Raw genomic sequence first — 26,819 nt, 5'->3', positions numbered from 1 at the left:
AAGATGGAGATCTCCGGCTGGGGGCGTTTCCCGAAGGCTGATTGCCGTATCAGCTTTCCTCGTGACGAGATCTCGTTGCGCAATCTCGTTCTTTCCGGGCCAAGCATCACCCGTGGCAACGGCCGCGCTTACGGCGATAGTGCCCTCAATCAAACCCTCACGATCGACCTGACCGGCTTCAACCGAATGATCGCATTCGACCGCGAAACCGGTGTGCTAACGGTCGAGGCCGGCGTTGTTCTCGGCGAGATCATCGAGGCCTTCCTGCCGCGCGGCTGGTTTCCAGCCGTGACACCTGGCACGAAATTCGTAACAATCGGCGGCATGGTAGCCGCTGACGTTCACGGAAAGAACCACCACAAGCACGGCTCTTTCGGGACCTTCGTTGAGTGGATAGACCTCATGGTTGCCGATGGCAGCGTACTGCGCTGCTCGCGGACTGAAAATTCGGATCTCTTTGCCTTCACGATCGGCGGCATGGGGCTGACAGGCGTCATTCTGCGCGCGGCTATCCGGCTAACGCCGGTCGAAAGCGGCTGGATAAGGCAACGCACGATCCCCGCTCGCTGTCTTGACGAAGCGATCGACATATTCGAGCGGTGTGCCGACTGGACCTATTCCGTTGCATGGATCGATTGTTTCGCGCCGAAGAATATGCGCGGCCGCTCATCGGTCGTCCTGGGTGAACATGCCAGGCGCGAGGAACTCAGCGACGAGCAGATGCTCGACCCCTATCAGGTGAAGGCCAGGCGTAAACGACACATTTCGTTCGACGCCCCTCAATTCGCGCTGAATCGCTTTTCGGTGCGCGCCTTTAACGCGATCTATTATACAATAGGTCGACGCGGTGCCGGCGACCGTTTGACCGGCTGGGATAGCTATTTCTATCCGCTCGATGCCATTCAAGGATGGAACCGGATTTACGGCCGGCGCGGTTTTGCGCAATTCCAATGCGTGCTGCCGCTCTCGACCGCCACCAGGGGGATCACGGAACTGCTTGAGGCCATTTCATTAGCTGGTCAGGGATCATTTCTCGCCGTGCTGAAGCGCATGGGCGCACAGGGGAGCCGTTTTTCATTTCCGATGGAAGGGTACACGCTGGCGCTCGACTTTCCCGCCAGCGCAGCCGGCCTTGCGCTGATGGAACAACTCGACGCGATCACCGTCGCTCATGGTGGCCGTTTCTACCTGGCGAAGGATGCGCGCATGAGCAGTGCAACGCTGGAAGCAGCCGACCCTCGCCTTGCTGCCTTTCGCGAAATGCGCCGCTCTTCAGGAGCGGCAGCCAGATTCTCTTCGCTTCAATCCCAAAGGCTATCGCTCTGAACCTTCGCGGTTCGTCAAACGAAAGTGAACCAGAAACATGCCCTCTCAAGGAAAGTCCCTTCTGGTCATTGGCGGTACATCCGACATTGCCAAGGCCACGGCGCTCACTTTCGCCAAAGAGGGCTGGAACGTAACGATCAGTGGAAGAGAGCTGCCTGCTACTCGGGCGGAAGCAGCCAATCTCGAGTTGCGCATACCGGGTAGCACCATTACCGCCGTCGTGCTCGACATTCTCGACACGGCAAGCTTCATGCCTCTTCTCGATAGCCTGCCTGTGCTGCCGGACGCGGTTCTGCTGGCGGTCGGCTTGCTGGGCGAGCAAACACTGGCGGAGCGCCGCACGGATCATGCCGAGCTCATCATGCGCTCGAACTTCGAAGGACCTTGTCTTCTGTTGGGATTGATTGCGTCGCGATTTGAGGACCGCGGCTCGGGCACGATTATTGGTATCTCTTCAGTGGCCGGTGATCGTGGCCGTGCCTCCAACTATGTCTACGGCGCGGCCAAAGCTGGTTTGACTGCCTTTCTTTCCGGATTGCGCAACCGACTGGCCGCAAAGGGCGTTCATGTTCTGACGGTCAAGCCGGGCTTTGTGCGGACGAGAATGACGGCGGGCATGAAGCTTCCCGCCACGCTAACCGCCGAGCCGCAAGAACTTGGTGAAGCTATATACAGCGGGGTGCAAAAGCGCAGGAACGTCATCTACGTACGACCGACCTGGTGGCTCGTCATGACGATCATCAGGTCAATCCCTGAAAGCTTGTTCAAGAAACTTCGGCTGTGAGAATCCGTGCCGCGATCACTTCCGACCTGCGACCAAACTGTCATCCGGCTGCGGTTGGCGCGGAAGGGAACGCCCAGTTTTTTCTCACGAATAGTCGGACATGCACTATGTCGGCGAACTTTAAGATATTCCCAGAATACCGTCGACGTCTGCCGACGCGAAGTCTGCCTGGGAGCCGTTTCGAGCATGTTCACTCTTGAGTGTCTTATCCGAACTGTGGCTATCTTCCGTCCGCGGATATCCGAGAGCGACAGGTCGCCCTTGAGTGTCGCCGATGTCCGCGACGAAGCCCGCCGTCCTCGACCTGAGATCCTTGTTGATGCGCCCTGTCGGTAAGGCCGCCGACGGGGTCCTTTCGCACGCCCGTGTCCTCGGCCTGCCTGTAGAGGTCGCTGCCGCCCGTGAACACATCCTCGCTGGTGCGGGGTCACAGGCGCGGCCTCCTTGCCGAAATAGTTGCTGAGCTTGCCGAGTACGCCGCCCACCGCGCCGCGGGTGATGGCGCCGAGGATAGCGTCGCCGGTGCGGCCAAGCAGTCGCATAAATGGGATTTGACGGGTTGCCCCCACCGATTGCCCGACTATAAGGTGCCCATCTCCACCGCGCGCCCATCGTCTAGCGGTCTAGGACGCCGCCCTTTCACGGCGGAAACACGGGTTCGAGTCCCGTTGGGCGTGCCACGATTTCTCCCCCTGGAAGTCGGTGTTCCGCCAGGCATAGCCCCTCGCCCTTCGCTGAAAATCAGATCCCGTCATTCGGATCGATCTGCGCCGGCAGTGCATCCCGCAAGGCGGCTTGGCCTCTGCCGACGAGCCGGCGAATCGGTATGCCGCCTCGGACCATGAACCATTGCCAAGCATGATGTTTTGCGGGAGTATCGGCTACCCCAGATGCACGTGGGCCTTGGCAAGGAAGGCAGTTCATCCGGCCTGAGGGATTGCACGCGATTGTCGACTGCTAGGGGACGGGTCATGTGGATTGTACTGACAGATTTTGACGGCAAACAAATCTATCTTAATACCACTCATCTCGTGGCCATAAGGGAGCACGGCCGCGGTGCCATCGTGACCCATGTCATGGGACAGACGGTGGTGAGCGAAAGCCCCGAAAACATCCGCAGGGTGCTTGGCCTGACCCAAACCACCACCCTCGCCTCGGCCTTGGAGCGCTGCGGCATAGAAGGGCGCGCTTAGAGCGAGTGGCTTTTGCTTTGACGTTGCCCCCAGGTTTTATCCAGTTTTGAGTTCGTTTCCGGCGTTGGTTTTGCCCTGATGGGCGGGTGAAGCGGCGGGCGTTGGCGCGGAGCCTTTCGCATTGCGCAGCGCCAAGGCCCGAGGCGTGTGGAAGGTCAGTGCGAACTCGTCGGGCGTCTGCCAGCCGAGCTGCGAGTGCGGGCGCGCGCCGTTGTAGTCCGTCCGCCAGATATTCAGCGCCGCGCGGGCCTGAGCCAGCGAGGAGAACAGCGTCTCGTTGAGCAACTCATCGCGCAGGGCCGTTGAAGCTCTCGATGAAGCCGTTTTGCATCGGCTTGCCCGGCGCGATGTAGTGCCACTCGAGACGCGCCTGATCGGCCCAGGCCAGGATGGCATTGCTGGTGAACTCGCTGCCGTTGTCGCTGACGATCATCTTCGGCTTGCCGCGTTCGGCGATGAGGCGGTTCAACTCGCGCGCCACCCGCAGGCCCGACAGCGATGTGTCGGCAACCAGCGCCAGGCTCTCGCGCGTGCAGTCGTCGACCACGGCCAGGATGCGGAAGCGCCGGCCGTCGGTGAGCTGATCGGACACGAAGTCCAGCGACCAGCGCTCGTTCGGCTGCAAGGGCACCAGCATAGGGGCCCTGGTCCCGATCGCCCGCTTGCGCCCGCCACGACGACGCACCGCCAGCTTCTCTTCGCGGTAGAGCCGGAACAGCTTCTTGTGGTTCACAACATGGCCCTCGCGCTTGAGCAGGACGTGCAGACGTCGATAGCCGAAGCGCCGGCGCTCGCGCGCGATCTCCCGCATCCGCTCCCGAAGCGCGCGATCATCGGGCCGCGTGGTCTCGTAGCGCACCGTCATGCGGCAACAGCCGATGGCTTTACACGCCCGCCGTTCGCTCATCCCGAAGGCAGCCTTCAGATGCGCGACAGCGTTCCGCCTGGCTGCGGGCGTCACCACTTCTTTCCCAACAGATCTTTCAGGGCCGCAGTGTCGAGCATGGCATCGGCGAGAAGCCGCTTCAGGCGTGTGTTCTCATCCTCCAGGCGCTTCAGACGCTTCGCCTCGGACACGTCCATGCCACCGAATTTGGCCTTCCATTTGTAGATCGAGGCATCGCTCACGCCATGCTTGCGGCACAAATCCGCGACCGAGACCCCGGCCTCATGCTCCTTCAAAATCCCGATGATCTGCTCATCCGAGAAGCGGCTGCGTTTCATGTTCTGGTCCTCTCTTTGGGCCCGAACGAACTTCAATCCGGATCAAGTCAAAGGGGCAACGTCAGCTTGAATCGCCGCTCTCGCCAGAACAATCTGTTGCGAACGGTCTAACCGCACCCGTTCGAAGGCGCGGAAAGCAGCCAATGTCGGAAAGTGACGCCGGCTAAACCATGTCGGCGCGCAGCCAGGAGAGCAGGCCGTCGGTGTCGCCAGTCGCGACGGCCTGGGCCACACGGCGTCCGACCGAGGAGCCGAACTTGTAGCCGTGGCCCGAACAGGCCGACACGACCAGGCACTTGCCGATCTCCTGCGCCATGAAGCGCTCGTCGGCGGTGAAGGTGTAGGCGCAGGTGACCACCTCCTTCACCGCATAGTCGCGAACCCGCGCGATGGGCGGCGCAAAAAGGTTGCGGATTGCCTCGCCCTCGCCTTCGACCGGCTGGCGGTTCCAGTCGGCGTCGCTGGTGGGCACCTTGTGCAGCCCGGAACCGAACTTCATTCCGGCCCCGCCCGTTGGCGGGATGATGTAGCCGTCGGTCTTGCCGCCCACGTCGAGAATCACCGGCGCCTCGTCCCATGCTTGCCTGAGATCTGCTGGTGGCTCGAGATAGGCGACTGCGGTACGATAGGTGGCGAGGTCGAAGCCGAGTTCGGGAAAGAGTTTCAATACCCAGGCGCCGGCCGTGACCACCACCTTGTCGCCGCGCAGGATCGACCCAGATTCGAGCTCCACCTTGCCGGTTGCCGCGTCGATATGGGCGACCTTGCTGCGCTCGTAGACATTGGCGCCGTTGGCGCGCAGCCACATGGCCAGCCCGGCCGCTATCTTGCGGCAGTGCAATGCACCGCCCTCGGGCGAGACGAACGCGTAGTTGAAGCTGCCCGGCTCCAGGAACGGCCATCGCCGGACGGCCTCGTCCGGTCCGAACATTTCGAACGGAAAATTCCCGGCTTTCAATCCGTCGCGCAGCACCTCGGCCTCGTCGCCCGCCTCGCGCGAGACGCACATGAAGCCCCGCGCGTCATAGTGGACTGCGCCCAGATCCTCCCATAGCTCGCCCCAGGCGTCGAACGCCTCGGTGATCAACTGCGCGTAGCCGGTGGCCGCGCCATAGGCGCGCCGGATGATGCGGTGGTGGTCACCTGACGCCGCGAGCGGATTGGGGATCGGCCCCTGTTCGAGGACGGTGACGCGGTGTCCCGCCTTGGTCAGGGCCCAGGCGGACGAAAGCCCGGCGATGCCCGCACCGACCACGATCACATTCATTTTTGGGGACTCCTCGGGAATTGGCAGGGAAGCCGCGCTTCTGGATCAAATCAAAAGCGGATGCGCGACAGGATATGCACTGGATCAAGCTTGGCAAGGCGCGCTAAACAGCCGCCATGACGAACATCTCTACACCCCCCTCCTATCTGAACTACGATCCCGCCACGCGCCGCCTGCGGCTCGATCCGCACGAGCAACGCTTCGTGCAAGACCCTTACGAGGCCTATGCCTGGCTGCACGCCAATGCGCGCAGCTTCTTCTGGGAAGATTTCGGCTTCTGGTGCCTGGCCGGCTACGACGACGTGAACCGCCTGCTGCGCGACCGCCGCTTCGGCCGCGAGAAGCCGGCAGGCGCCGCCGACGACCAGGGCTATACCGGCGACCGCTCGCACCTGAAGGCCTTCGACGCCATCGAAGCCAACTCCATGCTGGAGCTGGAGCCGCCGGTGCACACGCGCCTGCGCACACTGGTCAACCGCGCCTTCGTCTCGCGGCAGGTCGAACGCCTGCGGCCGCGCGTGGAAGCGCTGGCCAACGAGCTGGTCGACGGCTTCGAGGCCAATGGCCAGGTGGATCTGCTGCCGGCCTACGCCGCGCCGCTGCCGATCACCATCATCGCCGAGATGCTGGGCGTACCGGTGGAAATGGGACCGCAGCTCCTGAGCTGGTCGCACGACATGGTCGCCATGTATATGCACGGCCGCACGCGCGAGACCGAGGACAGGGCGAACGCCTCGTCGCAGGCCTTTTCCGACTTCCTGCGCGCCTATGTGGTCGAGCGGCGCAAAAACCCCGGCGACGACCTGCTCAGCCTGCTGATCTCGGCGCAGGAGGACGGTCAGAAGCTCAGCGAGGACGAGCTGGTTTCCTCGGCGATCCTGTTGCTGAACGCTGGCCACGAGGCCACCGTGCACCAGACCGGCAATGCGGTGCGCACCATCCTGAAGCAGGGGGGCGACCCGCGCCGGTTCTTCACGACGCCCGAGGCGACCGCCGCGACGGTGGAGGAATGCCTACGCTATGACGCGCCGCTGCACATGTTCACGCGCTATGCCTATGGCGAGATCGAGGCCGCTGAGGACCTCAACCTAAAGCAGGGCGAACAGGTGGGCCTGCTGCTTGGCTGCGCCAACCGCGACTACCAGGCCTACGCCGCGCCGCAGGAGTTCCAGCCCGGCCGCAGCGACCAGAAGAACGTGTCCTTTGGCGCCGGCATCCACTTCTGCATCGGCGCGCCGCTGGCGCGGCTGGAGATGCAGGTCTCGCTGAAAGTGCTGTTCGACAGGCTGCCGCAGATCGCGCTGGCCGAAGAACCGCTCTACCGCGACACCTATCATTTCCACGGTTTGGAAAGGCTGGACGTCAAGTTCTGACGCCCCACTACGCCTAACGCCGATCGTCCGTGGACAATTTCCTCAGCGGCGCCGCCAAGGCGGCGTCCGCCAGTACGGACAGGCAATTCACATGACCAACTATTTTGACAGCCCCTTTCGGGGAAAGCTGCTTTCCGAGCAGGTGACGAACCCGAACATCATCGTCGGCCGCTACAGCTACTATTCGGGCTATTATCACGGCCATTCCTTCGATGACTGCGCCCGGTACCTGATGCCGGACCGCGACGACGTCGACAAACTGATCATCGGCAGTTTCTGCTCCATCGGCACTGGCGCCGCCTTTATGATGGCCGGCAACCAGGGCCATCGCAACGACTGGATCTCGACCTTCCCGTTCTTCTTCATGTCGGAGGAACCGGCATTCGCCGGCGCAATCAACGCCTACCAGCCTGCGGGTGACACGGTCGTCGGCAACGATGTCTGGATCGGCGCAGAGGCAATGATCATGCCGGGCGTCCGCATCGGGCACGGCGCTATGATCGGCAGCCGCGCGCTGGTGACCAAGGATGTCGAGCCCTACACCATTGTCGGCGGCAACCCCGCCAAGCCGATCCGCAAGCGGTTCTCCGACGAGCAGATTGCCATGCTTTTGGAAATGGCGTGGTGGGACTGGCCGATCGAGCAGATCAAGGAGGCAATGCCCTTGCTCTGCAGCGGTGATATTGCCGGGCTCTATTCCCACAGGCAGGCAACGAACGCCGGATAAATTTCCCGCGGCAGGAAACAAAGCGCCGGGCACTTGAAGGCACTCGACGCTGTCTGGTTCAGCAGGAAATACCGGTCAGAGCCGGATCACATAGTCCTTGCGCGTGGTTTCGATCACTTCCCAGCTTCCCTTGAAGCCGGGGCGGATGACAAAACGGTCGCCGGCCTTCACCGTGCGGGCCTCGCCGCCATCCTCGGTGATGACCGAGACGCCCGCGAGGATGTGGCAGAACTCCCACTCGTCATATTCGATGCGCCATTTTCCGGGCGTCGACTCCCAGACGCCGGCATAGAGGCCGCCTTCGGCCTCCTCGATGTTCCAGGTGCGGAACTGCGGGTTGCCCGAAATCAGCCGCCCCTCAGCGGGGACGCCCTGCTCCGGCTCGATGCCTTCAATATCGACGGTCAGGAATTTTTCCGTCACGCTATTCTCCCTCCGAAGGACAAAACGGCCTCCGGCCGGCGGTGTGCCGGACGGAGGCGCAGATTCATATTCCGGCGTTCAGCCTCAGGCCTTGGCCAGAGCCTGCTCCAGATCGGCGATGATGTCGGCGACATCCTCGATGCCGACCGACAGGCGCACCACGTCCGGACCGGCGCCCGCGGCGATCTTCTGCTCGTCAGAAAGCTGGCGGTGCGTGGTCGAGGCCGGATGGATGACCAGCGACTTGGTGTCACCGATATTGGCCAGGTGCGAGAACAACTCCAGCGATTCGACCAGCTTGACGCCGGACTCGTAGCCGCCCTTCAGGCCGAAGGTGAAGACGGCACCGGCGCCCTTGGGCGAATACTTCTGCTGCAGCGCATTATTCTTGTCACCCGGCAGGCCCGGATAGGACACCCAGGCGACCTTGTCGTTCTTGGACAGCCACTCGGCCACCTTCAGCGCGTTGTCGCAGTGGCGCTGCATGCGCAGCGGCAGTGTTTCCAGGCCCGTCTGGATCAGGAAGGCATTGAACGGCGAGATCGCCGGGCCGAAGTCGCGCAGGCCGAGCACGCGCGTGGCGATGGCGAAGGCGAAGTTGCCGAAGGTTTCGTGCAGGACGAGGCCGCCATATTCCGGGCGCGGCTGCGACAGCATCGGGTAGTTGCCCGACTTCGACCAGTCGAAGGTGCCGCCGTCGACGATGATGCCGCCCATGGAGTTGCCGTGACCGCCGATGAACTTGGTCAGCGAGTGGACCACGATGTCCGCGCCGTGCTCGATCGGGCGCAGCAGGTAGGGCGTGGCCATGGTGTTGTCGACGATCAGCGGCAGCCCGTGCTTGCGCGCGATGTTGCCGATCGCCTCGATGTCGACGAATACGCCTGCGGGATTGGCAAGGCTCTCGATGAAGATGGCGCGGGTCTTGTCGTCAATCTGGCTCTCGAAGGTCGAGACGTCATCGACATCGGCCCAGCGCACTTCCCAGCCGAAATTCTTGAAGGCATGGCCGAACTGGTTGATCGAGCCGCCATAGAGCTTCCGGGCGGCAACAAAATTTTCGCCCGGCTGCATGATGGTGTGGAACACCAGCAGTTGCGCGGCATGGCCGGAAGCCGTCGCCACCGCCGCCGTGCCGCCCTCGAGCGCGGCCACGCGCTCTTCCAGCACCGCCTGGGTCGGGTTCATGATTCGCGTGTAGATGTTGCCGAAGGCCTTGAGGCCGAACAGCGAGGCGGCGTGGTCGACATCGTCGAACACATAGGCCGTCGTCTGGTAGATCGGCGTGGCGCGCGCGCCCGTAGCCGGATCCGGCTTGGCGCCGGCATGCACGGCGAGCGTGTTGAAGCCGGGGGTGCGTTGGGACATCTTTTTTCTCCGAAAAGGGCTACTGAAACTCGTTGCTATTCATGACGGAGCGCCGTCGGGAATGCAAAGAACAAAATGCCTCGCCGGGCCGTCATTTGAGCCGTTGCGCCGCAAAAACCCACGCGCACCGGAATAATTTTGCAAAAACTAGCGTTGTCGAACGCCGAAACTCTGGAAGCCCGCGCGCATCACCGGCTTTCTGGCCGAAACCACGCCTGAATTGACGCCGTTCCAGCCGATTTCGCCGGCCAGCCGCGCATATTCAATCTTCGGGCAGCGGTTCATCACGACCTTGATGCCGGCGGCTTCCGCCCGAGCGGCCGCTTCATCGTGGCGGACGGTGAGCTGCGTCCAGATGACCTTGGGCAAAGGCTGCAGCGCCAACACCTCGTCCACGATGGCAGGCACCGCCTCGGAGGCGCGAAAAATGTCCACCATGTCGATCGGCACCGGAATGTCGACGAGCTTCGCGTAGGTCATCTGTCCAAGAATCTCCTTGCCCGCCTGCCCCGGATTGACCGGGATGACGGAGTAGCCCTTGGAGAGCAGATATTTCATCACGAAATAGCTTGGCCGAACCTCGTTTGCCGAGGCGCCGACCACCGCGATGGTCTTCACCGAGTTCAGGATGTCAGCGATGTAGGAATTGTCGTAGGCGTCGTGGTTCATGTCTTCATGCGCTTTCAGAACGGGCGAGGGCAAATCGCGGGAGTCTACTCCCCCGTCCACTCCGGCTTGCGCTTCTCGATGAAGGCGCCGATGCCCTCCTCCGCATCGCGCGCCAGCATGTTTTCCACCATCACGCGCGAGGCGTATTCATAGGCCTCCGGCAGCCCCATCTCGGCCTGCTCATAGAAGGCTTCCTTGCCAATCTTCAGCGTCAGAGGCGATTTCGATGCAATGGCTTGAGCGTATTTGCTCACGATCTGGTTCAGGTATTCGGGCGGCACGACGCGATTGACCAGGCCGAATTCACGCGCGGTCGTGGCGTCGATCGTCTCGCCAGTCAGCAGCATTTCCATCGCCTGCTTGCGCGACACGTTGCGCGACAGCGCGACCATCGGCGTGGAGCAGAACAGGCCGATATTGACGCCCGGCGTGCAGAAGGTGGCCTCGCTCGAGGCAATGGCCAGATCGCAGCTTGCCACCAACTGGCAGCCGGCGGCCGTTGCCAGGCCGGCCACCTCGGCGATCACCGGCTTGGGATGACGCACGATGGTCTGCATGAGCTGCGAGCAGGCGGCCATCGTCTGCTCGAAAAACGCCCTGCCCCGGTCGGCATCGGCGCGATGCGCGGTCATTTCCTTAAGGTCATGGCCGGCACAAAAGACCTTGCCTTCCGCTGCAAGCACGATCACCCGCACCGCCTTGTCATCGCGGGCGCGGTCGAACTCGGCCTGAAGCTCCGCCATGACAGCCAGCGACAAGGCATTCGCCGGCGGGTTGGACAGGGTCAGGCGCAGCACGCCGTCTTTGGCGATTGATGTTACCGGCCCTTCGGGGGCTGCTTTCATGGCGACGATTTCGGCCAATGTCTTTCTCCGGCATTGTGTGGCGCCATAGCCTGCCCGCACGCAAGCACCCTGACACCCAGATTCCGCGCATGGTCGCTTCGGAGGGCCACGCATTCAAGCTTTACCAAAGAACTACCATGTCGCGGGTTGAAGAACAGCGGGCAAAAGGCTCTTATGGCCGCGATTTCGCACAAGTTTACGTGCGCACGGACCGTAAGGCCGCGAAAGCTGCGGCTTCGATCGATGAGGCCGACAAGACCAAGCCATGCCGACCCAAAGCAACCTTCTTCCGCACATGACCGCCGCCGAAGTCAACGCCCTGCTGCGTTCCGTCTATCCTCAGCTCAACGGAGAATACGCCGCCTACGAAGCCGTAGACGTGTTTCCCGGCGGCTGCACGGTGCGGCTGAACGCCGACGAGCGGCACCTGCGCCCGGGCGGTACGGTATCTGGGCCTTCGCTGTTCACGTTGGCCGACATCGGCGGCTATGTCTGCGTGCTCTCCCACGCCGGCGCGGACGCGCTATCGGTCACCATCAACCTCAACATCAATTTCGTGCGCAAGGCCGAGGCCGGGCCGGTTCTCGGGCATTGCCGCATCCTGAAAATGGGAAAGAGCCTGATGGTGTTCGATATCGACATCGTGGCCGGGCCGGACCAGCACACCGTGGCGCACGCCACGGGAACCTATTCGATTCCGCCGAAACGGCATCATGCGCATGAGGTAAAATAATACCATTTTCGCAAGCCGTTGTTTTCATACCATTTATTGGAAATGACGCAGCTCTCCTCCACTTGACGCATATGGCGCTCTCCGCCTATAAGCCCCACCGAACCAGCGGCCTTCCCGGCTGCGGTTCTTGTATTTGACGGTTGGCCCCGGCCTTCCGACAAACCAAGCAACAAGAAACGCCTTCTCCGGAAGGTCCCGAACGAAAGTTAGATCCATGAAAACCTTTTCGCAGAAGCCTGCGGACGTGGTGAAGAAGTGGGTGCTGATCGACGCCGAAGGTCTCGTCGTCGGCCGTCTCGCCTCCATCGTCGCCAATCGCCTGCGCGGCAAGCACAAGCCCACCTTCACGCCTCACGTCGACGACGGTGACAACGTCATCATCATCAACGCCGAGAAGGTCGTGCTGACCGGCAAGAAGTACACCGACAAGATGTACTACTGGCACACCGGCCACCCCGGCGGCATCAAGGAGCGCACCGCTCGCCAGCTGATCGAAGGCCGTTTCCCCGAGCGTCTGCTTGAGAAGGCCGTGGAACGCATGATCCCGCGTGGCCCGCTCGGCCGTCGCCAGATGAAGAACCTGCGCGTTTACGCCGGCTCTGAACACCCGCATGTCGCCCAGCAGCCCGAGGTCCTCGACGTCGGCGCGCTGAACGTCAAGAACAAGAAGGCTTCGTAATCATGGCTGAGCTCAACTCGCTCGCAGATCTCGGCACCGTTGCCGCCGCACAGCCGGCCGCTCCGGTCCACGTCCAGAAGCTGGACAAGCAGGGCCGCGCCTATGCCACCGGCAAGCGCAAGGACGCCATCGCGCGCGTCTGGGTCAAGCCCGGCTCCGGCAAGATCATCGTCAACGACAAGGAATTCGCGGCCTACTTCGCCCGCCCGGTTCTTCAGATGATCCTGAAGCAGCCGATCATCGCGACCAACCGCGAAGGCCAGTTCGACATCATCGCTACCGTTGTCGGCGGCGGTCTCTCCGGCCAGGCCGGTGCGGTCCGTCACGGCATCTCCAAGGCTCTGACCTACTACGAGCCGGGCCTGCGCGGCGTGCTCAAGAAGGGCGGCTTCCTGACCCGCGACAGCCGTACCGTCGAGCGTAAGAAGTACGGTAAGGCCAAGGCCCGCCGTAGCTTCCAGTTCTCGAAGCGCTAAGCGGCTCGAAACATTCGGGCGCTGCCTCGCGGCATGTGCCTGTCGAAAAAGCCGCCTTCGGGCGGCTTTTTTTATGGCTTGCGGAGGCCGCACCGGGGCGGGATAAGCACTTGCCGGCTGTGCCGGAACATGCAGTCTGCGCGGTGGTCCTTTTTTCGCTCGGGGATGATATAGAGCCGCGACGAAACCATTTCTCGACCAATGCCGCGCGGTTTCCGTTCGGCACGCCACCAGACAAGTTTAGGAAATCGTGATGCCTGCAAATTCCATTGACCATGCTTTCACGGCCAACAAGAACACCGGCCGCTCGGCCGACCCGACCTATGCCGGTGCGCTTTCTTTCATGCGCCGGCGCTACACCAAGAACGTCAAGGGAGCCGATGTGGTCGTCTGGGGCATTCCGTTCGATGCCGCCGTCACCAACCGGCCAGGCGCGCGCTTCGGTCCGCAAGCCATCCGCCGCGCCTCGGCGATCTTCGACTGCGACCCGCAATATCCGTTCAATCTCGACCTGTTCGACAATCTCGGCGTGGTCGATTATGGCGACTGCCTGCTCGACAGCGGCAACCATCAGAAGACGCCCGCCACCATCGAGCGCGAGGCCGCCAAGATCCTGAAATCCGGCGCCTTCCTGCTGTCGCTCGGGGGCGACCATTTTGTCACCTGGCCGGTGCTCAAGGCCCATGCCGCCATCCACGGCCCGCTGGCGATGGTGCAGTTCGACGCCCATCAGGACACCTGGGATGACGACGGCAAGCGCATCGACCACGGCTCCTTCGTGGCGCGTGCCGTGCGTGAGGGAGTCATCGACCCCGACCGCTCGATCCAGATCGGCATCCGCACCCATGCGCCCGACACGTTCGGTATCAAGATCCTGTACGGCCACGAGGTCGAAGAGATGCGCGCCTCCGACATCGCCTATGCGATTGCCGAGCGCACCGGCGGCAAAAAGACCTATGTGACCTTCGATATCGACTGCCTCGACCCGGCTTACGCGCCGGGAACCGGCACGCCAGTGGCTGGCGGCCCCACCTCGGCCAAGATTTTGTCCGTGCTGCGCCAGATGACGCAGATCGACATTGTCGGCGCCGATGTCGTAGAGGTTGCGCCGGCCTATGATCACGCCGATATAACCGCAATCGCGGGTGCGACGGTGGCGATGCACTATCTTGGCCTCCTGGCAGAGCGGAAGGTGCGCGAAAGCGCCTGAGGCAGCCGGTCAAAGCTTCAGGGCTTGGGTCCGGTTTCGGGCCCAAGCCTCTGAGACAAAATGCTTTCTTACGGACGACAGGACATGAAACCGAAAATCTTCATCGACGGCGAACACGGCACGACGGGCCTGCAGATCAGGGCGCTGCTTGCGGGTCGCGACGACCTGGAAGTCATTTCGGTGCCTGCCGAACGACGCAAGGAAACGGCCGCGCGCGCCGAATTCCTGAACAAGGCCGACGTCGCGATCCTCTGCCTGCCGGACGACGCGGCGCGCGAAAGCGTGTCGCTGATCGAAAACGACACCACGCGGGTGATCGACGCCTCGACCGCGCATCGCGTGGCCGAGGGCTGGACCTACGGCTTTCCGGAGATGGACAAGGCGCAGATGCAGGCGATTGCCACCTCCAAGCGCGTGGCCAATCCCGGCTGCTGGCCACAGGGCCCGATCGCCGGCCTGCGCCCGCTGGTGACCGCCGGTCTGCTGCCGGCGGACTTCCCCATCACCATCAACGGCATCTCCGGCTATTCCGGCGGCGGCAGGCAGATGATCGAAGACTATGAAGCGCAGGGCGAGGATTCACCTGAATTCCTGCCCTACGGCCTGATGCTCAAGCACAAGCACATCCCCGAGTTGCGCGCCTACGCCAAGCTTTCGCACGATCCGATCATGCAGCCGGCAGTAGGCAACTTCGCGCAGGGCATGATCACCGTGGTGCCGCTGCAGCTCGGCATGCTCCCGAAGGTACCGACCGGCGCGGAACTGCATGCGGCAATCGCAGACCATTATGCCGGCCTGAAGGGCGGCGTGGTCGAGGTTGCGCCGTTGATTGACTTCGAGCGCAACGCCGATATCCAGCCCGAGATTTTCAACGGCACCAACAAGATGAAGCTCTATGTCAGTGCCAACGATGCTCGCGGGCAGGCATTGCTGATTGCCGTCTACGACAATCTCGGCAAGGGCGCTTCGGGCGCTGCGGTGCAGAATCTCGACCTGATGCTCGGCCTCAATCAGTGACCGATGCGCCGGCCTTTCCACTCAGTCGGAAGGCCGGCAATTTCTTCCCTTCTCAGCTGCGGACGACCACGTCGGTCGGCAGCGGATAGGCACCCTTGGTGCCGCGCCAATGGGCGGTCGCGAAGATCAGCACCACCAGGGCGAACCCCTGGTGCAGCAGCGCCCAATGCATATTCGCCTGCGTCAGCAGAGTCGCCACGCCAATCGTAGCCTGCACCAGAACCAGACCGACCAGAACCCAGGCGCGGCGCGCATGCGTGGTGCCCGGCGCGGCCCGGCTGGTTGCCAGCGCGTGCCAGATCGCCAGCACCAGCACCGTGTAGGCGAACATGCGGTGGATGAACTGCACGGTCTTGGGATTTTCGAACAGGTTTCGCCAGGCCGGTTCGATGACGAAAAGATCGCCCGGGACTACGGCGCCGTCCATCAGCGGCCAGGTGTTGTAGGTGAGACCGGCATGCAGACCGGCAACTAGTGCGCCGAGATAGATCTGCACCAGCACCATGAGCACCATGATCCCGGCGAAGCGCTGGACCGCGCGGCTTGCGGCCGCCTCCGTGTAGGTCGCGAGCCCCCGCGCAATAGCGGTCACGGCAATGACAATGATGCAGGCGAAGGTCAGATGGATCGCCAGACGGTACTGGCTGACGGATACCCGCTCGCTAAGGCCGGAAGCGACCATCCACCAGCCGATCGCACCCTGCAACCCGCCCAGCGCCAGCAGCCCGACCAGACGCGGCTTCAACCCGCGCTCGAGCCGGCCCGACAGCCAGAACAGCACCAGCGGAACGGCGACGAGGAAGCCGACGCCCCGCGCCAGCAGCCGGTGCACCCACTCCCACCAGAAGATGCCCTTGAACTCGTCGAGCGTCATGTCCTTGTTGATCTGCTCGTATTGCGGGATCTGCTGGTACTTTTCGAACTCCTCCTGCCATTCGGCCTGGTTGAGCGGCGGGATCACGCCATGGATCGGCTTCCATTCGGTGATGGACAGGCCGGAGCCGGTCATGCGCGTGGCGCCGCCCACCATGACCAGCGCAAACAGCACCACGAGCACGGCATAGAGCCAGCCGCGAACGAGCTTACGGTCGCTCAGCTCCTTATCGCGCATGGCGAGCGGTGCGGTGGTGTTGATCGTTGCGGACATGGCATATTCCCGGCAGTTCGAACCGTGGCGATTGGTGGACCATCGAGGCGGCGGTTACAAGGCAGTCGCGCGCGCGACACGCCGTCGCGTCGCTCTTCGGCTTGCGCGCGGCACCAAGACGTCCTAGGACGGCGGCGAAGGAAAAGCCATGCCCATCCGCCTCAAGAAGCTCATCGGAACGATTCTGCTCATCCTGCTGGTGATCGTCTACTCGCTGATCGCGACGACGGTTGCGGTGGCGCGGCTTGGCGAGTCTAGCGCGCTCGTCCACTTCCTGTTCTTCCTGCTGACCGGCCTGCTGTGGATCCTGCCCGCCATGGGCATCATCAAGTGGCTGATCATCGAGCGCAAGCCGAAGGACGGCCGCTAGCGCGCCCTCAACCTATACGGTCACCAGCATCCTGCCGCGATTGGCGAGCGGCGTGGTGATGCCCGACAGCATGGTGCGCAGGAACCCAAGTTCCTGATAACGCCCGTTGACCGAGATGCGCGGCAGGGCGTGGAGATGCTTAGCGTGGTCGGGCTGCAGGACGCCGTGGCGCGTGGTGACGGCGGATGCGTAACCCGCCTCCTTGGCCAGATCGACCTCACGCGCACCAACCGCGCTCGCATAGCCGTAAGGATAGGCCATGTGTCGCGGCCGTGTGCCGAGCCTTGCCTCCAGGACGTTTCCGGCCTCGACGATCTCGCGGCGTGCCTTTTCCTCGTCCAGTCGCTTAAGGCTGTAGTGGTGGATCGTATGCGCGCCGATCGTCACGAGCGGGTGCGCGACTGCCTCCGCGATCTCGTCCCAGTTCATCAGCGTCTCGCGGCTCGGCGCCTGCGGGTCGACGCCCGCGGCGCAGGCCAGTTCGTGGAGCACGGCGCGCTGCTCCTGTTCGCCGACCTCGACGGTGAGATGGCGCTGCAGCCGCGCATTGGACGCGAGGCGCCCTTCCGGCGTCGAGCAGTCGAGCATCAGCGGCCCGTTCGCGGTGTTCACCGCCAGCGTGTCAGCGGCATTGACGATGTCTTCGAGCACCTCCCACCACAGATCCACCGCGCCGTCGATCAGGCCCGGCGCGACATAGATGGTGATGGGAGCGCCGTGCTTCTCCAGCACGGGCAGCGCCTCGGTGAGATTGTCGCGATAGGCGTCGTCGGCGGTGATGGTGGCGAAGCGCCGGGCGCCCCTGCCCTGAGCCAAACGCTTCAACGCCTCGTCGAGCGTGACGAATTCGTAGCCGTCGGCCTTCATGTCGGCGATCAGCGCATCCAGGAAGGCCGGCGCGATGTTGAGATGCCGGTTGACGCCGTGGGGCTTGCGCGGATGGGCGCTAACGCGGTGCAGCATCAGGATCGCGCCGACGCCACCGACCAACGGGCGGGCCAGCCGCGACACGCCCGAATGACCGAGCCCGTTCAGCACCAGCCTGCGCAGCGTATCGACACTGTCGATCATTGATTCACCTTTGGCCCCTACACTCTTTGCGAAATGCTGGGCCTTGCGGCCGACGGAACCCTTGTGGCCAGCAATAGCCACGAAGGATTGAGGTATGGTTGACGCCGCTGCATCATTTGGAAACGCCGTCGACGGCGCGGCCATGCCGGCGGGCGCGCTGGAGGTTCGAGTCTCCGCCGCGACGCCGGCGGCGCTCGCGGCCTATGCGCAGGCCTGCGCTGACGGCTTGTTCGCGCCGGCGCAGAGCGCACTCTGGGTGGAGAGCTGGGTCTCCGAGGCTCGGCCGGACGGATTGATCGTCAAGGCCGCCGAGGACGGCCGTACCGTTTTCGCACTCGCGCTGGAAATCACCCGGGTCGGCCCGTTCCGTGTCGCCCGTTTCATGGGCGGCACGCATGCCATCGGCAATTTCGCACCTGCACTGCCCGGCTGGTGTGGCACCAGGTCGTCGGCCGGCATCGCCGAGATCGTGGCGGCGATCCGGGCGGCACGGCCTGATCTCGACGCGCTGCTTCTCCAGCGCCTCGCCCTCGATCTCGACGGCGTCAAAAACCCGCTCCTGGCCCTTCCGCATGTACCGAGCCCGAACATCGCGCTTGCCGTCGACCTGCGCGCCGGATTCGACGCCGTGCTCGAGCGAACGAGCGCCAAACGCAAGCGCAAGAAGCACCGGGCGCAGACGCGAAAATTCGAGGCGGCGGGCGGATTTCGGCGCATCGTCGCGGACACGCCGGAAGAAACCCGCCGTCTCTTCGACGCGTTCCTGGCGATGAAGGAGCAGCGCTTTCGTGTGGCCGGCGTGACCAATGTCTTTGCCGAGGCCGAGATCCGCGCGTTCTTCCATGCGCTGTTTGCCGGATCGCTGCGCGACGGCTCGCAGGGCTTTACGCTGGAAGGGCTCGAGGTAGGCGGCAAGCTGCGCGCCATCACGGGCACCAGCCGCTGCGGCAAACGGCTCATTTGCGAATTCGGCGGCATCAGCGACGACGAACTTGCCGCTGCAAGTCCCGGCGAATTCCTCTTCTACGAAAACATCGAAAGCGCCTGTGACGACGGGTTCGAAATCTACGACTTCAGCGTCGGGGATGAGCCCTACAAGCGGCTGTGGTGCAACATCGAAATCCGGCAGGCCGATGCCCTCGTGCCGCTTTCCGTCAAGGGCCACGGTTTTGCCGCCGCCATGCGCCTCACGAGCAGCCTCAAGGCCTTCATCAAGAACAGCCCGCTGGTCTGGAAGATCGTCAAGGCGTTGCGCAAACGCGCCGCCGGCCAGCGCGAGTCTGCCGAGGACTGAAAGCTGTCGGCAAGCCTTTTCAGGCAGCGCTCCGCCCCGGCACCGGCGTCGTCGGCAGTTCGGAGCCGGCCGGCGTGACCAGGATGACGCCATGATAACCGCCGGCCTTCAGGTTCTCTGCAGCCGCGACGACTTCATCTTCCGGCTCGATCACACTGAGCAGGATCTCGGTGCTCTCGCCGACCAGCCGACGGATGCCATCAGCGCCGATCGGGCCACATTCGACGACCACCACATCATAGGCGGTGGTGAGCGATTCCAGGATGATCGGCAGGCGGTCGGCTGCGCGCATCGCCCGGACCGGATCGGCCGTGCCGACCGGCATGACGTGGCAGTCGGAATAATGGTCGGCGTGGATCACGTCTGTGAACTGCGCCTGTGCGGTGAGCAGGTTGGTGATGCCCGGACGCCGGGCGCCGTCCAGCATCGGCCGCGAGGCGGCACCCGAGGCGGTGAGATCGAGCAAGAGGACGCGCAAGCCCGCATCGGAAATCTCGCGAGCGACCAGAACCGCCGTGGCCGCGGCCTCGTCGCCCTCCGGCGAGACGAAGATCGCACGCGTGGCGCCGCTCGATATCAGCTTTTCGGCGGCGCGCTCGATGCCGATCTCGCCAAGCTTGCGGACAGGCAGTGCTGTACGCACGGCCACGCGGGGAGCCTCCGGCTCAGGTGCAACCGGTTCCGGCACTGCAGGCGCAGCCGGCTCCGGCGCCGAAGCAGCAATCGGCTCCCGCTCAGGTTCGTGGAAAGGCGGCATCGCCACCTGCTCGACCGGCTCGAAACGTGCACCCGGCGCGGGCCGCATGGCGCGGCCGGAGAACAGCTCCTGCAGCAGCGTAACTACAGACATGAGGAGCGCCGATGCCACGAAGGCCGCCCCCACGATGGGCACCACCTTGGGGAAATAAGGTTCGGACGGCACGACGGCGCGCGAGAAGACGCGGGCATCGGCAGGCAGGTAGTTGCGGTCCTTGCGCGAGGCGGCCTCACGGTAGCGTGTCAGGTAGGATTCGAGCAGCTGACGCTGCGCGGCGGCCTCGCGCTCCAGCGCTCGCAACTCGACTTCCTGCTCGCCCGCACGCGCCGATTCGGCCTTCAGACGATTAAGGTCGGCCGTGATCTGTTCTTCGCGCAACTGCGCGGTCTGAACCTCGGTAGCGATGCTTTTCAGCACGTTCTGCGCTTCGCCGCGGATTTGTATATCGAGATCGGAGAGCTGCGACCTGAGTGCGCGGATGCGGGGATGATTCTCCAGCAAGGTCGTCGACAGGTCGGCGATGTCGGCCTTCAGCTGGACCTGGCGCTCGCGCAGCCGCTGGATCAGCGATGAGGAAAGCACCTGCGGCAGCGCGTCGAGCGAGCCGCCCTTTTCCAGCGCCTTGCGAACGCTCTCGGCAGCGGCCTCCGACGCCGCCCGATTGGCGCGCACGCGCGACAGCTCCGAGGACAACTCGGCCAGCTGCTGCGTGGCGAGCACCGAATTGTTCTGGCCGATCAGCAGGTCCGACTTTGCACGAAAATCAGCGACGCGGGCCTCGGCATCCTTCACGCGCTTGTCGAGGTCGGCGATCTCGGGCGCCAGCCAGTCGGTGGCATCGGAGTTCGAGGCGAGCTTGGCGTCGCGGCTGACCGCCAGATAGGCGTCGGCAAGCGCATTCGGCACTTCGGCCGCGAGCTTCGGGTCCTTGGACGAGAATTCGATGACGATGACGCGGGATTTTTCCACGCGATAGACGTTGAGCTTTTCGCGGAAGGCCTTGAGCACGCGCTCGTCGGCGGGAATCTCCTGCGGGTCGCTTTTCAGCCCGGCGAGAACGAGAACCCGCGCAAGCATGGACATGTTCGCCGACGGATCGAATTCCGGCAGCTTCGACAAGCCGAGCTTCTGCGATACCTGCTTGAGAATGTCGGTGGAGGAGATCACCTCGACTTGGCTGGCCACGCCCTCTTCATCCAGGATAGGCCGGTCCGCCTCGCCATTGGGCGCCGGGCGCGTGAATACAGATTCGCGGGTTTCGATCAGCAGCCGCGTTTCGGCCCGGTAATGCGGCGTCGCCAGCGAGGTAAACACAAAGGCGAGCCCGGTCACGGCAAGCGCGACGATCAGATTGCGTAGCCAGTTCCTCGCCAGCGAAGCAAACAGCTTCCGGAGATCGACATCTATATCGCTGGCGGTTGATTGATCGCCTGACATGCATCCTGCTCCCACTATCGGACAGGTCGCATGGTAAACATCTATGGTAACCCAGCAGTTAATATACCCGCGAGATCCGCTCTTCCTGCCGGTTCAAAGAAACGCCTTCACCTTGCGCAGACCTTTTTCGTTCCCACAACGAACTCGCCAAGCAGTGAGCTTTACCGGCCATTAACCTTAACAAGACGATAGTTTGAGCATCGAATCTGCCGGGGCATATCCGGCGCAATGCCGAAGGTATCCGCTCTCCATGCGAAGCCCCCGCCTCATCGTTAGCGCAATTCTTGCTTCGGCGCTGCTTGCCGGCTGCACCAGCTACCGCCCGGCACCGCCTGCATTCCACGAGGCCCTCAACCAGCCCTACCAGCTCAGCGCGGGCGATCGCGTCCGCGTCACCGTGTTCGAACAAGAGGGGCTGACAAATATCTACGGCGTCGACCAGGCCGGCTACATTGCCTTTCCGCTGATCGGCCCTGTGCCGGCGCGCGGCAATACGGTCCAGCAGTTGGAATCGTCAATCGCCGCAAAGCTGCGCCAAGGTTTTCTGCGCAACCCCGACATCTCGGTCGAGGTCGAGCGTTACCGGCCGATCTTCGTCATGGGCGAGGTCGGCTCGGCAGGCCAGTATTCCTATGTGCCGGGGCTGACGGTGCAGAAAGCGGTCGCTATCGCCGGTGGCTATACGCCTCGCGCGAACCAGGACGGCGTTGACGTCACGCGCGACATCAACGGGAAGGTCATGACCGGCCGGGTGGTGACATCTGATCCACTCCTGCCGGGCGACACGGTCTACGTGCGTGAACGCCTGTTCTAGGTCCGTAACATGGGGTGGCTTTCGCCAATGATCATCGGCACGCGGCAAGCCGGGAATTCGATCGCCCGGCGCACGACGCCTCGCCCCTCATCGATAGCGACACACCGGCCGTGACCCGCAAGCTGCGCATCCTTCACTGCTTTCGGTCCCCGGTCGGGGGGATTTTTCGCCATGTGCGCGACCTTGCCGAGGCACAGGTCGCCGCCGGGCACGCGGTCGGCATCGTCTGCGATTCGACAACGGGCGGAGAATTCGAGGAGCGGCTGTTCGCCGGCATGAAGGACATGCTGGCGCTCGGCATCTGGCGCACGCCGATGCAGCGCCATATCGGGCCAGGCGATGTCGTCGCGGCGTTTCGGGCCTACAGAATCATCAAGGAATTGCAGCCGGACATACTGCACGGTCATGGCGCCAAGGGTGGCGTCTATGCCCGCATGTTCGGCTCACTGTTGCGGGTATCAAGGTCTCGCGTAGCCCGCCTCTATTCGCCGCACGGCGGCAGCCTCCATTATGACGGGGCAACGACCACAGGTAAGGTGTTCTTCGGCCTGGAGCGGCTGATGGGCCGCTTCACGGATCACCTGCTGTTCGTATCCGATTACGAAAGGCGCACTTTCCGGCGTAAGGTCGGAGAGCCGAACATGCCCAACAGCCTGGTCTACAATGGCTTGCGCGCCGGGGAATTCGAACCGGTAGCCCCAGCCGGAGACGCCGCCCATTTTCTCTATATCGGCATGATGCGCGACCTGAAGGGGCCGGACCTGTTCATCGAAGCGCTGGCGCAGGTCGCGGCTAGCCTCGGACGTAAGGTAACAGCCGTGATGGTGGGCGATGGCGAGGACCTGCCCCGCTACCGCGAGCAGGTGAATCGGCTTGGCCTTGCCGAGGGGGTGCGATTCTTGCCGCCCATGCCGGCGCGAAAAGCGTTTGCCATGGCCCGCCTTATCGTCGTTCCTTCGCGTGCGGAGGCGATGCCCTACATCGTGCTGGAAGCGCTTGGCGCAGACATGCCGATGATCGCCACCGCCGTCGGCGGCATTCCCGAGATCTTCGGTCAAGACTCACCAGCGCTCGTTCTGCCGGTTGCCGCACAGCTCGCCGAAAGGATGGGCGTGGCCTTGTCGAACCCGAGCGCCTACCGCGCGCTGATGCCGACCCGCACCGACCTGAAGGCCCGCTTCGGAGCCGATGTGATGGCCACGGAAATCGAAAAGGCCTATTTCTCAGCCCTCGGAGGCTCCACGCCCACGCCGCAGGACGACACCAAGCAGCCGCTCGTCTCAAGGGTTTCTTAGCGCCTCACTGGTAATGATCGGACGCAAGTTACGGACCATGACCATGAATGAGATCGACCCCGCGCGCCGCTTTTCGGCCGACGCCGTCCGCAGGTTTGATGCCGGCAGGAGTGCCGGCAAGCAGTCCGAGGTCACGCTCAACAAGGCAGCGCTTCAGGTCGCCTCCCAGTACCGCAGCGATACCATGTCGCCGGTGATGGTCAGCGGCGTCGTTCGGCTCGTCGAGTTCCTGCTGCTTTCCATCTCGGGCGCCACGCTCTTTGCCTGCTATGTCGGGCTGACCACGCACCTGTTCTGGCAATATCTGGCAATCATCGCCGGCACCTCGCTTCTGACGGTGCTGCTCTTCGAAGTTAGCGACCTTTACCAGATCTCGGCACTTTTCAGGCCGCTGGCCCGGATGGGCCGCATGCTGCTCATGTGGGCCGGAGCCTTCGCCCTGCTGGCCGTGGCGGGCTTCTTCCTGAAAATTTCCAGCAATTTCTCGCGACTTTTGTTCGGCGCCTGGTTCCTGCTCGGTTTTGCGCTGGTCTTCAGCCTGCGCCTCGTGTTGGCGCAGTTGATCCGGCGCTGGGCCCGCAACGGAAAGATGGAACGGCGCGCGGTCATCGTCGGCGGCGGCAAGGCGGCCGAGACGCTCATCCGCGCCGTCGAGCGGCAGCCTTACAACGACATCCGCATTTGCGGCATCTTCGACGATCGCGACGACCGTCGCTCGCCGCCGATCGTCGCCGGTTATCCGAAGCTGGGCGACGTCAGCGAACTGATCGAGTTCGCACGCATCGCGCGTATCGACATGCTGATCGTCTCCCTGCCGATCACCGCCGAGCAGCGGGTGCTGTCGCTCCTGAAGAAGCTGTGGGTGCTGCCGGTCGACATCCGCCTGTCGGCGCATTCCAGCCAGCTTCAGTTCCGGCCGCGCTCCTATTCCTTCATCGGCTCGCTGCCGATGCTGGACATCTTCGACAAACCGATCAACGACTGGGATTCGGTTGCCAAGCGCGCCTTCGACATCTTCTTCAGCCTGTTCGGCATCATCGTCTTCTCGCCGATCATGCTGGCGACGGCTATCGCCATCAAGCTCGACAGCAAGGGCCCCGTTCTCTTTAAACAGAAGCGGCACGGCTTCAACAACGAGGTCATCGAGGTCTACAAATTCCGCTCGATGTATGCGGACCAGTCCGACCCGAGCGCCAAGAAGGCGGTGACCAAGAACGACCCGCGCGTCACCCGCGTCGGCCGCTTCATCCGCAAGACATCGATCGACGAACTGCCGCAGTTCTTCAACTCGCTGTTCGGCAGCCTGTCGCTGGTCGGTCCGCGCCCGCACGCGGTGGCCGCGCAGTCGCACAACCTGCTCTACAACGAGGTGGTGGACGGCTATTTCGCTCGCCACCGCGTGAAGCCGGGCGTCACCGGCTGGGCGCAGATCAACGGCTGGCGCGGCGAGATGGACACCGACGAGAAGATCAGGATGCGCACCGAATACGACCTCGACTACATCGAGAACTGGTCGCTCTGGTTCGATCTCAAGATCCTGTTCCTGACCCCTGTACGGCTACTCAACACGGAAAACGCCTATTGAGCGCGATCCCGCACAAGCTTCCGAGTGCCGCCGCAGTCAACGCGAAGCTGATCGCGTTGATCTCATCGGGTGCCGTGGCGCTGGCCGTATTGCTCTCCGGTTTCGTGCTCAACGAGCCGGCGCCCTACGAGCTCTATATGGCGGGATTGATTGCGGTGTGGGCGCTATTCGGCCTGCGGCTGTCCCGCTCCGTGGTGCCGCTCCTGGTGCTGCTGGTCGCGTTCAACATCGGCGGCATGATCGCCATGAGCCAGATGTCGAACCTGATGAACACGCCGCTCTACCTGGCGGTCTCGCTGTTCCTGGCCTTCACCGCGGTGTTCTTCGCGGCCGTCACGGAGATGCGGCCCGAACTCTACCGCGTCATCTTCCTGGCCTGGGTGACCGCCGCAGTGTGCACTTCCATGCTGGGCATCCTCGGCTATTTCCATGCCTTTCCCGGCGCGGCGATGTTCACCAAATACGACCGCGCGGCAGGAGCCTTCCAGGATCCGAACGTGTTCGGGCCCTTCCTCGCCCTGCCCGGCATCTATCTTCTCCACCGGCTGATGACTGGCCGGCCGCTGATGATGGTGGTCTATGCGGTACCGCTTCTGATCATCGTCGGCGGTATCTTCTTTTCCTTCTCGCGCGGCGCCTGGGGCCTGTTCGGCGCCGCCTCCATCCTTCTCGTCGGCGCGCTGTTCCTGCAAAGCTTGAGCGGTGCGTTCCGGCTGCGCGTGGTGGTGATGAGCCTGACGGCCTTCCTGCTCCTTGCCTTCGCGCTGATGATCGCCTTGCAAATTCCCAGCGTTGCCCAGTTGTTCACCACCCGCGCCCAACTGGTGCAGGACTATGACGGCGCACGGCTGGGTCGATTCGCCCGCTACGGCATCGGCTTCCTGCTGGCGCTGGAAAAGCCGTTCGGCATCGGGCCGCTGGTGTTCGGCCAGATCTACGGCGAAGACACGCACGACATCTGGCTCAAGACCCTGATGGACTATGGCTGGCTCGGCTTCGTCTCCTATCTGACGATGATCTGCTGGACACTCGCCGCCGGCTTCCGCATCCTGTTCCGCAACCGGCCGTGGCAGCCCTATCTGCTTTGCGCCTATGTGGTCTTCATTGGCCATATCGCGCTTGGGACGGTCATCGACACCGACCACTGGCGGCATTTCTATCTCCTGCTGGGACTGATCTGGGGCGCGATCGGCCTTGAACGGCGCCACCAGCGCAAGCTGTACTCGCGAGAACTCCACGCCGATTGACCTCGTCCGCGCTGCCGCTCATGATGGTGGCGGGGATTTGATGGGAGGGGCTGCATGACCGAGAAAGTTAGCGTCGCACCTTGGCAGGAAATCCGGATCCGGCGGACCGACACCGGCTGGGACTTTTGCCGGTTCGACGGCCGGGGCGGCCTGAACGAGGTCTACGGCCGCTACTTCTTCAACGCCGAAACGTTCGACCAGACCATCGAGCTGATCAAGCGCCACTTCAAGGTCGATTGAAGCTGGACCTTCGAGGAACGCAATAAGACTGCGCCGTCGCTCAAGGGCGATGGCCGTGGTCGCGCATGATGCCGGCACGATCAGGTCCGACGCACCGCCCCTGCTCGCAACTTCACAGGTGGATATCGCCAGCGTTGCCCAGTGGCCTGACGCTACTCAGAAGCAGAGAAAGTCAGCAACAGGATTTCGCGACTGAAATATGTCAATCCAGCAATGCATTGACAGCATTATAAACACTATACTTCACA

At 63.2% G+C, this 26,819-nt stretch carries 26 protein-coding genes, 1 tRNA gene and 1 pseudogene; 19 read left to right on the top strand and 9 right to left on the bottom strand.

Annotation, left to right across the window (positions count from 1 at the left end; genetic code table 11):
- The first annotated feature begins 3 nt into the window (after positions 1-3).
- The 4 genes from ABLE85_RS18935 (at position 4) to ABLE85_RS18920 (ending at position 3,303) form a co-directional block, all read left to right on the top strand.
- Positions 4-1,326: an FAD-binding oxidoreductase gene (locus tag ABLE85_RS18935; RefSeq protein WP_348794266.1), complete on the top strand. Its 1,323-nt coding sequence runs from the start codon at positions 4-6 to the stop codon at positions 1,324-1,326.
- Between the two features lie 37 nt (positions 1,327-1,363).
- Positions 1,364-2,110, top strand: a complete 747-nt coding sequence (locus ABLE85_RS18930) for an SDR family oxidoreductase (RefSeq protein ID WP_348794265.1) — start codon at positions 1,364-1,366, stop codon at positions 2,108-2,110.
- Positions 2,111-2,714: 604 nt separating this feature from the next.
- Positions 2,715-2,790: transfer RNA gene (locus ABLE85_RS18925), tRNA-Glu, on the top strand.
- A 291-nt stretch (positions 2,791-3,081) separates the two neighbouring features.
- Positions 3,082-3,303 carry a hypothetical protein gene (locus ABLE85_RS18920; RefSeq protein WP_348794264.1) on the top strand — a complete coding sequence of 74 codons (222 nt, stop codon included), beginning with the start codon at positions 3,082-3,084 and terminating at the stop codon, positions 3,301-3,303.
- 36 nt (positions 3,304-3,339) lie between these two features.
- Here ABLE85_RS18920 and ABLE85_RS18915 read toward each other — a convergent pair.
- A pseudogene (locus ABLE85_RS18915) lies at positions 3,340-4,527 on the bottom strand (IS3 family transposase).
- Between the two features lie 163 nt (positions 4,528-4,690).
- Entirely contained in the window at positions 4,691-5,794 is a 1,104-nt protein-coding gene (locus ABLE85_RS18910) for an FAD-dependent oxidoreductase (RefSeq protein ID WP_348794263.1), read from the bottom strand.
- Between the two features lie 116 nt (positions 5,795-5,910).
- Between ABLE85_RS18910 and ABLE85_RS18905 the strand changes: the two genes are divergently transcribed.
- Both ABLE85_RS18905 and catB read left to right on the top strand, forming a co-directional pair.
- Positions 5,911-7,167 carry a cytochrome P450 gene (locus tag ABLE85_RS18905; protein WP_348794262.1) on the top strand — a complete coding sequence of 419 codons (1,257 nt, stop codon included), beginning with the start codon at positions 5,911-5,913 and terminating at the stop codon, positions 7,165-7,167.
- Between the two features lie 91 nt (positions 7,168-7,258).
- Positions 7,259-7,894 (top strand): type B chloramphenicol O-acetyltransferase, encoded by a 636-nt coding sequence (gene catB / locus ABLE85_RS18900; protein ID WP_348794261.1) that lies wholly within the window; start codon positions 7,259-7,261, stop codon positions 7,892-7,894.
- A gap of 75 nt (positions 7,895-7,969) precedes the next feature.
- Here the strand turns inward: catB and ABLE85_RS18895 are convergent, their stop codons facing one another.
- The 4 genes from ABLE85_RS18895 to ABLE85_RS18880 form a co-directional block, all read right to left on the bottom strand.
- Entirely contained in the window at positions 7,970-8,317 is a 348-nt protein-coding gene (locus ABLE85_RS18895) for a cupin domain-containing protein (protein WP_348794260.1), read from the bottom strand.
- Positions 8,318-8,401: 84 nt separating this feature from the next.
- Positions 8,402-9,685 (bottom strand): O-acetylhomoserine aminocarboxypropyltransferase, encoded by a 1,284-nt coding sequence (locus tag ABLE85_RS18890; protein WP_348794259.1) that lies wholly within the window; start codon positions 9,683-9,685, stop codon positions 8,402-8,404.
- A gap of 147 nt (positions 9,686-9,832) precedes the next feature.
- The gene (locus tag ABLE85_RS18885; RefSeq protein ID WP_348794258.1) at positions 9,833-10,354 is read right to left on the bottom strand and encodes a CoA-binding protein; all 522 of its coding nucleotides are present in this window, start codon (positions 10,352-10,354) and stop codon (positions 9,833-9,835) included.
- Positions 10,355-10,398: 44 nt separating this feature from the next.
- On the bottom strand, positions 10,399-11,217 hold the full coding sequence (locus tag ABLE85_RS18880; protein ID WP_348794257.1) for an enoyl-CoA hydratase: 819 nt from the start codon (positions 11,215-11,217) through the stop codon (positions 10,399-10,401).
- Here ABLE85_RS18880 and ABLE85_RS18875 point away from each other — a divergent pair.
- The 6 genes from ABLE85_RS18875 to argC all read left to right on the top strand — a co-directional run bounded on the left by ABLE85_RS18875 (position 11,217) and on the right by argC (position 15,314).
- On the top strand, positions 11,217-11,498 hold the full coding sequence (locus tag ABLE85_RS18875; protein WP_348794256.1) for a hypothetical protein: 282 nt from the start codon (positions 11,217-11,219) through the stop codon (positions 11,496-11,498). The genes ABLE85_RS18880 and ABLE85_RS18875 overlap by 1 nt on opposite strands.
- A complete protein-coding gene (locus tag ABLE85_RS18870) occupies positions 11,465-11,932 on the top strand; it encodes a PaaI family thioesterase (protein WP_348794255.1) in 468 nt (155 codons plus the stop codon). Before ABLE85_RS18875 ends, ABLE85_RS18870 begins: the two co-directional genes overlap by 34 nt.
- Before the next feature lie 214 nt (positions 11,933-12,146).
- On the top strand, positions 12,147-12,611 hold the full coding sequence (gene rplM, locus ABLE85_RS18865; protein ID WP_348794254.1) for a 50S ribosomal protein L13: 465 nt from the start codon (positions 12,147-12,149) through the stop codon (positions 12,609-12,611).
- A 2-nt stretch (positions 12,612-12,613) separates the two neighbouring features.
- Positions 12,614-13,087 carry a 30S ribosomal protein S9 gene (gene rpsI, locus ABLE85_RS18860; RefSeq protein WP_348794253.1) on the top strand — a complete coding sequence of 158 codons (474 nt, stop codon included), beginning with the start codon at positions 12,614-12,616 and terminating at the stop codon, positions 13,085-13,087.
- A 253-nt stretch (positions 13,088-13,340) separates the two neighbouring features.
- Complete coding sequence (speB, locus tag ABLE85_RS18855; RefSeq protein ID WP_348794252.1) at positions 13,341-14,297, top strand: agmatinase; 957 nt, start codon at positions 13,341-13,343, stop codon at positions 14,295-14,297.
- An 84-nt stretch (positions 14,298-14,381) separates the two neighbouring features.
- Positions 14,382-15,314 carry an N-acetyl-gamma-glutamyl-phosphate reductase gene (argC, locus tag ABLE85_RS18850; RefSeq protein ID WP_348794251.1) on the top strand — a complete coding sequence of 311 codons (933 nt, stop codon included), beginning with the start codon at positions 14,382-14,384 and terminating at the stop codon, positions 15,312-15,314.
- A gap of 52 nt (positions 15,315-15,366) precedes the next feature.
- On the opposite strand, the gene ABLE85_RS18845 is transcribed toward argC, so the two are convergent.
- The gene (locus ABLE85_RS18845) at positions 15,367-16,461 is read right to left on the bottom strand and encodes a COX15/CtaA family protein (RefSeq protein WP_348794250.1); all 1,095 of its coding nucleotides are present in this window, start codon (positions 16,459-16,461) and stop codon (positions 15,367-15,369) included.
- A 148-nt stretch (positions 16,462-16,609) separates the two neighbouring features.
- Between ABLE85_RS18845 and ABLE85_RS18840 the strand changes: the two genes are divergently transcribed.
- The gene (locus ABLE85_RS18840) at positions 16,610-16,831 is read left to right on the top strand and encodes a DUF2842 domain-containing protein (protein ID WP_348794249.1); all 222 of its coding nucleotides are present in this window, start codon (positions 16,610-16,612) and stop codon (positions 16,829-16,831) included.
- Between the two features lie 12 nt (positions 16,832-16,843).
- Here the strand turns inward: ABLE85_RS18840 and ABLE85_RS18835 are convergent, their stop codons facing one another.
- Positions 16,844-17,902 carry a polysaccharide deacetylase family protein gene (locus ABLE85_RS18835; RefSeq protein ID WP_348794248.1) on the bottom strand — a complete coding sequence of 353 codons (1,059 nt, stop codon included), beginning with the start codon at positions 17,900-17,902 and terminating at the stop codon, positions 16,844-16,846.
- Between the two features lie 94 nt (positions 17,903-17,996).
- On the opposite strand from ABLE85_RS18835, the gene ABLE85_RS18830 reads away from it, so the two are divergent.
- Positions 17,997-19,196, top strand: coding sequence for a GNAT family N-acetyltransferase (locus ABLE85_RS18830; protein WP_348794247.1), 1,200 nt, complete (start codon positions 17,997-17,999; stop codon positions 19,194-19,196).
- Between the two features lie 19 nt (positions 19,197-19,215).
- Here ABLE85_RS18830 and ABLE85_RS18825 read toward each other — a convergent pair whose 3' ends face one another.
- Positions 19,216-21,390 carry an exopolysaccharide transport family protein gene (locus ABLE85_RS18825; RefSeq protein ID WP_348794246.1) on the bottom strand — a complete coding sequence of 725 codons (2,175 nt, stop codon included), beginning with the start codon at positions 21,388-21,390 and terminating at the stop codon, positions 19,216-19,218.
- Between the two features lie 250 nt (positions 21,391-21,640).
- Here ABLE85_RS18825 and ABLE85_RS18820 point away from each other — a divergent pair, with 250 nt between their 5' ends.
- The 5 genes from ABLE85_RS18820 to ABLE85_RS18800 all read left to right on the top strand — a co-directional run bounded on the left by ABLE85_RS18820 (position 21,641) and on the right by ABLE85_RS18800 (position 26,571).
- Entirely contained in the window at positions 21,641-22,204 is a 564-nt protein-coding gene (locus ABLE85_RS18820) for a polysaccharide biosynthesis/export family protein (protein WP_348794245.1), read from the top strand.
- Positions 22,205-22,314: 110 nt separating this feature from the next.
- On the top strand, positions 22,315-23,499 hold the full coding sequence (locus tag ABLE85_RS18815) for a glycosyltransferase family 4 protein (RefSeq protein WP_348794413.1): 1,185 nt from the start codon (positions 22,315-22,317) through the stop codon (positions 23,497-23,499).
- A gap of 43 nt (positions 23,500-23,542) precedes the next feature.
- Positions 23,543-25,084: an undecaprenyl-phosphate glucose phosphotransferase gene (locus tag ABLE85_RS18810; protein WP_348794244.1), complete on the top strand. Its 1,542-nt coding sequence runs from the start codon at positions 23,543-23,545 to the stop codon at positions 25,082-25,084.
- Complete coding sequence (locus ABLE85_RS18805; protein ID WP_348794243.1) at positions 25,081-26,331, top strand: O-antigen ligase family protein; 1,251 nt, start codon at positions 25,081-25,083, stop codon at positions 26,329-26,331. Before ABLE85_RS18810 ends, ABLE85_RS18805 begins: the two co-directional genes overlap by 4 nt.
- 54 nt (positions 26,332-26,385) lie before the next feature.
- Entirely contained in the window at positions 26,386-26,571 is a 186-nt protein-coding gene (locus tag ABLE85_RS18800) for a hypothetical protein (RefSeq protein ID WP_348794242.1), read from the top strand.
- The last annotated feature ends 248 nt before the right edge of the window (positions 26,572-26,819 follow it).

This window comes from Mesorhizobium sp. KR1-2 (assembly GCF_040045035.1).
Taxonomy (GTDB): Bacteria; Pseudomonadota; Alphaproteobacteria; order Rhizobiales; family Rhizobiaceae; genus Pseudaminobacter.
The sequence above is the reverse complement of the archived record's forward strand: the minus strand, read 5'-3'. Positions and strand labels throughout refer to the sequence as shown.

What these genes read in the sequence shown, in the direction of transcription:
- ABLE85_RS18935 (WP_348794266.1), top strand. Translation starts at nt 4, where the DNA reads ATGGAGATCTCCGGCTGGGGGCGTTTCCCGAAGGCTGATTGCCGTATC.
- ABLE85_RS18930 (WP_348794265.1), top strand. Translation starts at nt 1,364, where the DNA reads ATGCCCTCTCAAGGAAAGTCCCTTCTGGTCATTGGCGGTACATCCGAC.
- ABLE85_RS18920 (WP_348794264.1), top strand. Translation starts at nt 3,082, where the DNA reads ATGTGGATTGTACTGACAGATTTTGACGGCAAACAAATCTATCTTAAT.
- ABLE85_RS18910 (WP_348794263.1), bottom strand. Translation starts at nt 5,794, where the DNA reads ATGAATGTGATCGTGGTCGGTGCGGGCATCGCCGGGCTTTCGTCCGCC.
- ABLE85_RS18905 (WP_348794262.1), top strand. Translation starts at nt 5,911, where the DNA reads ATGACGAACATCTCTACACCCCCCTCCTATCTGAACTACGATCCCGCC.
- catB (WP_348794261.1), top strand. Translation starts at nt 7,259, where the DNA reads ATGACCAACTATTTTGACAGCCCCTTTCGGGGAAAGCTGCTTTCCGAG.
- ABLE85_RS18890 (WP_348794259.1), bottom strand. Translation starts at nt 9,685, where the DNA reads ATGTCCCAACGCACCCCCGGCTTCAACACGCTCGCCGTGCATGCCGGC.
- ABLE85_RS18885 (WP_348794258.1), bottom strand. Translation starts at nt 10,354, where the DNA reads ATGAACCACGACGCCTACGACAATTCCTACATCGCTGACATCCTGAAC.
- ABLE85_RS18875 (WP_348794256.1), top strand. Translation starts at nt 11,217, where the DNA reads ATGTCTTTCTCCGGCATTGTGTGGCGCCATAGCCTGCCCGCACGCAAG.
- ABLE85_RS18870 (WP_348794255.1), top strand. Translation starts at nt 11,465, where the DNA reads ATGCCGACCCAAAGCAACCTTCTTCCGCACATGACCGCCGCCGAAGTC.
- rplM (WP_348794254.1), top strand. Translation starts at nt 12,147, where the DNA reads ATGAAAACCTTTTCGCAGAAGCCTGCGGACGTGGTGAAGAAGTGGGTG.
- rpsI (WP_348794253.1), top strand. Translation starts at nt 12,614, where the DNA reads ATGGCTGAGCTCAACTCGCTCGCAGATCTCGGCACCGTTGCCGCCGCA.
- speB (WP_348794252.1), top strand. Translation starts at nt 13,341, where the DNA reads ATGCCTGCAAATTCCATTGACCATGCTTTCACGGCCAACAAGAACACC.
- argC (WP_348794251.1), top strand. Translation starts at nt 14,382, where the DNA reads ATGAAACCGAAAATCTTCATCGACGGCGAACACGGCACGACGGGCCTG.
- ABLE85_RS18845 (WP_348794250.1), bottom strand. Translation starts at nt 16,461, where the DNA reads ATGTCCGCAACGATCAACACCACCGCACCGCTCGCCATGCGCGATAAG.
- ABLE85_RS18840 (WP_348794249.1), top strand. Translation starts at nt 16,610, where the DNA reads ATGCCCATCCGCCTCAAGAAGCTCATCGGAACGATTCTGCTCATCCTG.
- ABLE85_RS18835 (WP_348794248.1), bottom strand. Translation starts at nt 17,902, where the DNA reads ATGATCGACAGTGTCGATACGCTGCGCAGGCTGGTGCTGAACGGGCTC.
- ABLE85_RS18830 (WP_348794247.1), top strand. Translation starts at nt 17,997, where the DNA reads ATGGTTGACGCCGCTGCATCATTTGGAAACGCCGTCGACGGCGCGGCC.
- ABLE85_RS18825 (WP_348794246.1), bottom strand. Translation starts at nt 21,390, where the DNA reads ATGTCAGGCGATCAATCAACCGCCAGCGATATAGATGTCGATCTCCGG.
- ABLE85_RS18820 (WP_348794245.1), top strand. Translation starts at nt 21,641, where the DNA reads ATGCGAAGCCCCCGCCTCATCGTTAGCGCAATTCTTGCTTCGGCGCTG.
- ABLE85_RS18810 (WP_348794244.1), top strand. Translation starts at nt 23,543, where the DNA reads ATGAATGAGATCGACCCCGCGCGCCGCTTTTCGGCCGACGCCGTCCGC.
- ABLE85_RS18800 (WP_348794242.1), top strand. Translation starts at nt 26,386, where the DNA reads ATGACCGAGAAAGTTAGCGTCGCACCTTGGCAGGAAATCCGGATCCGG.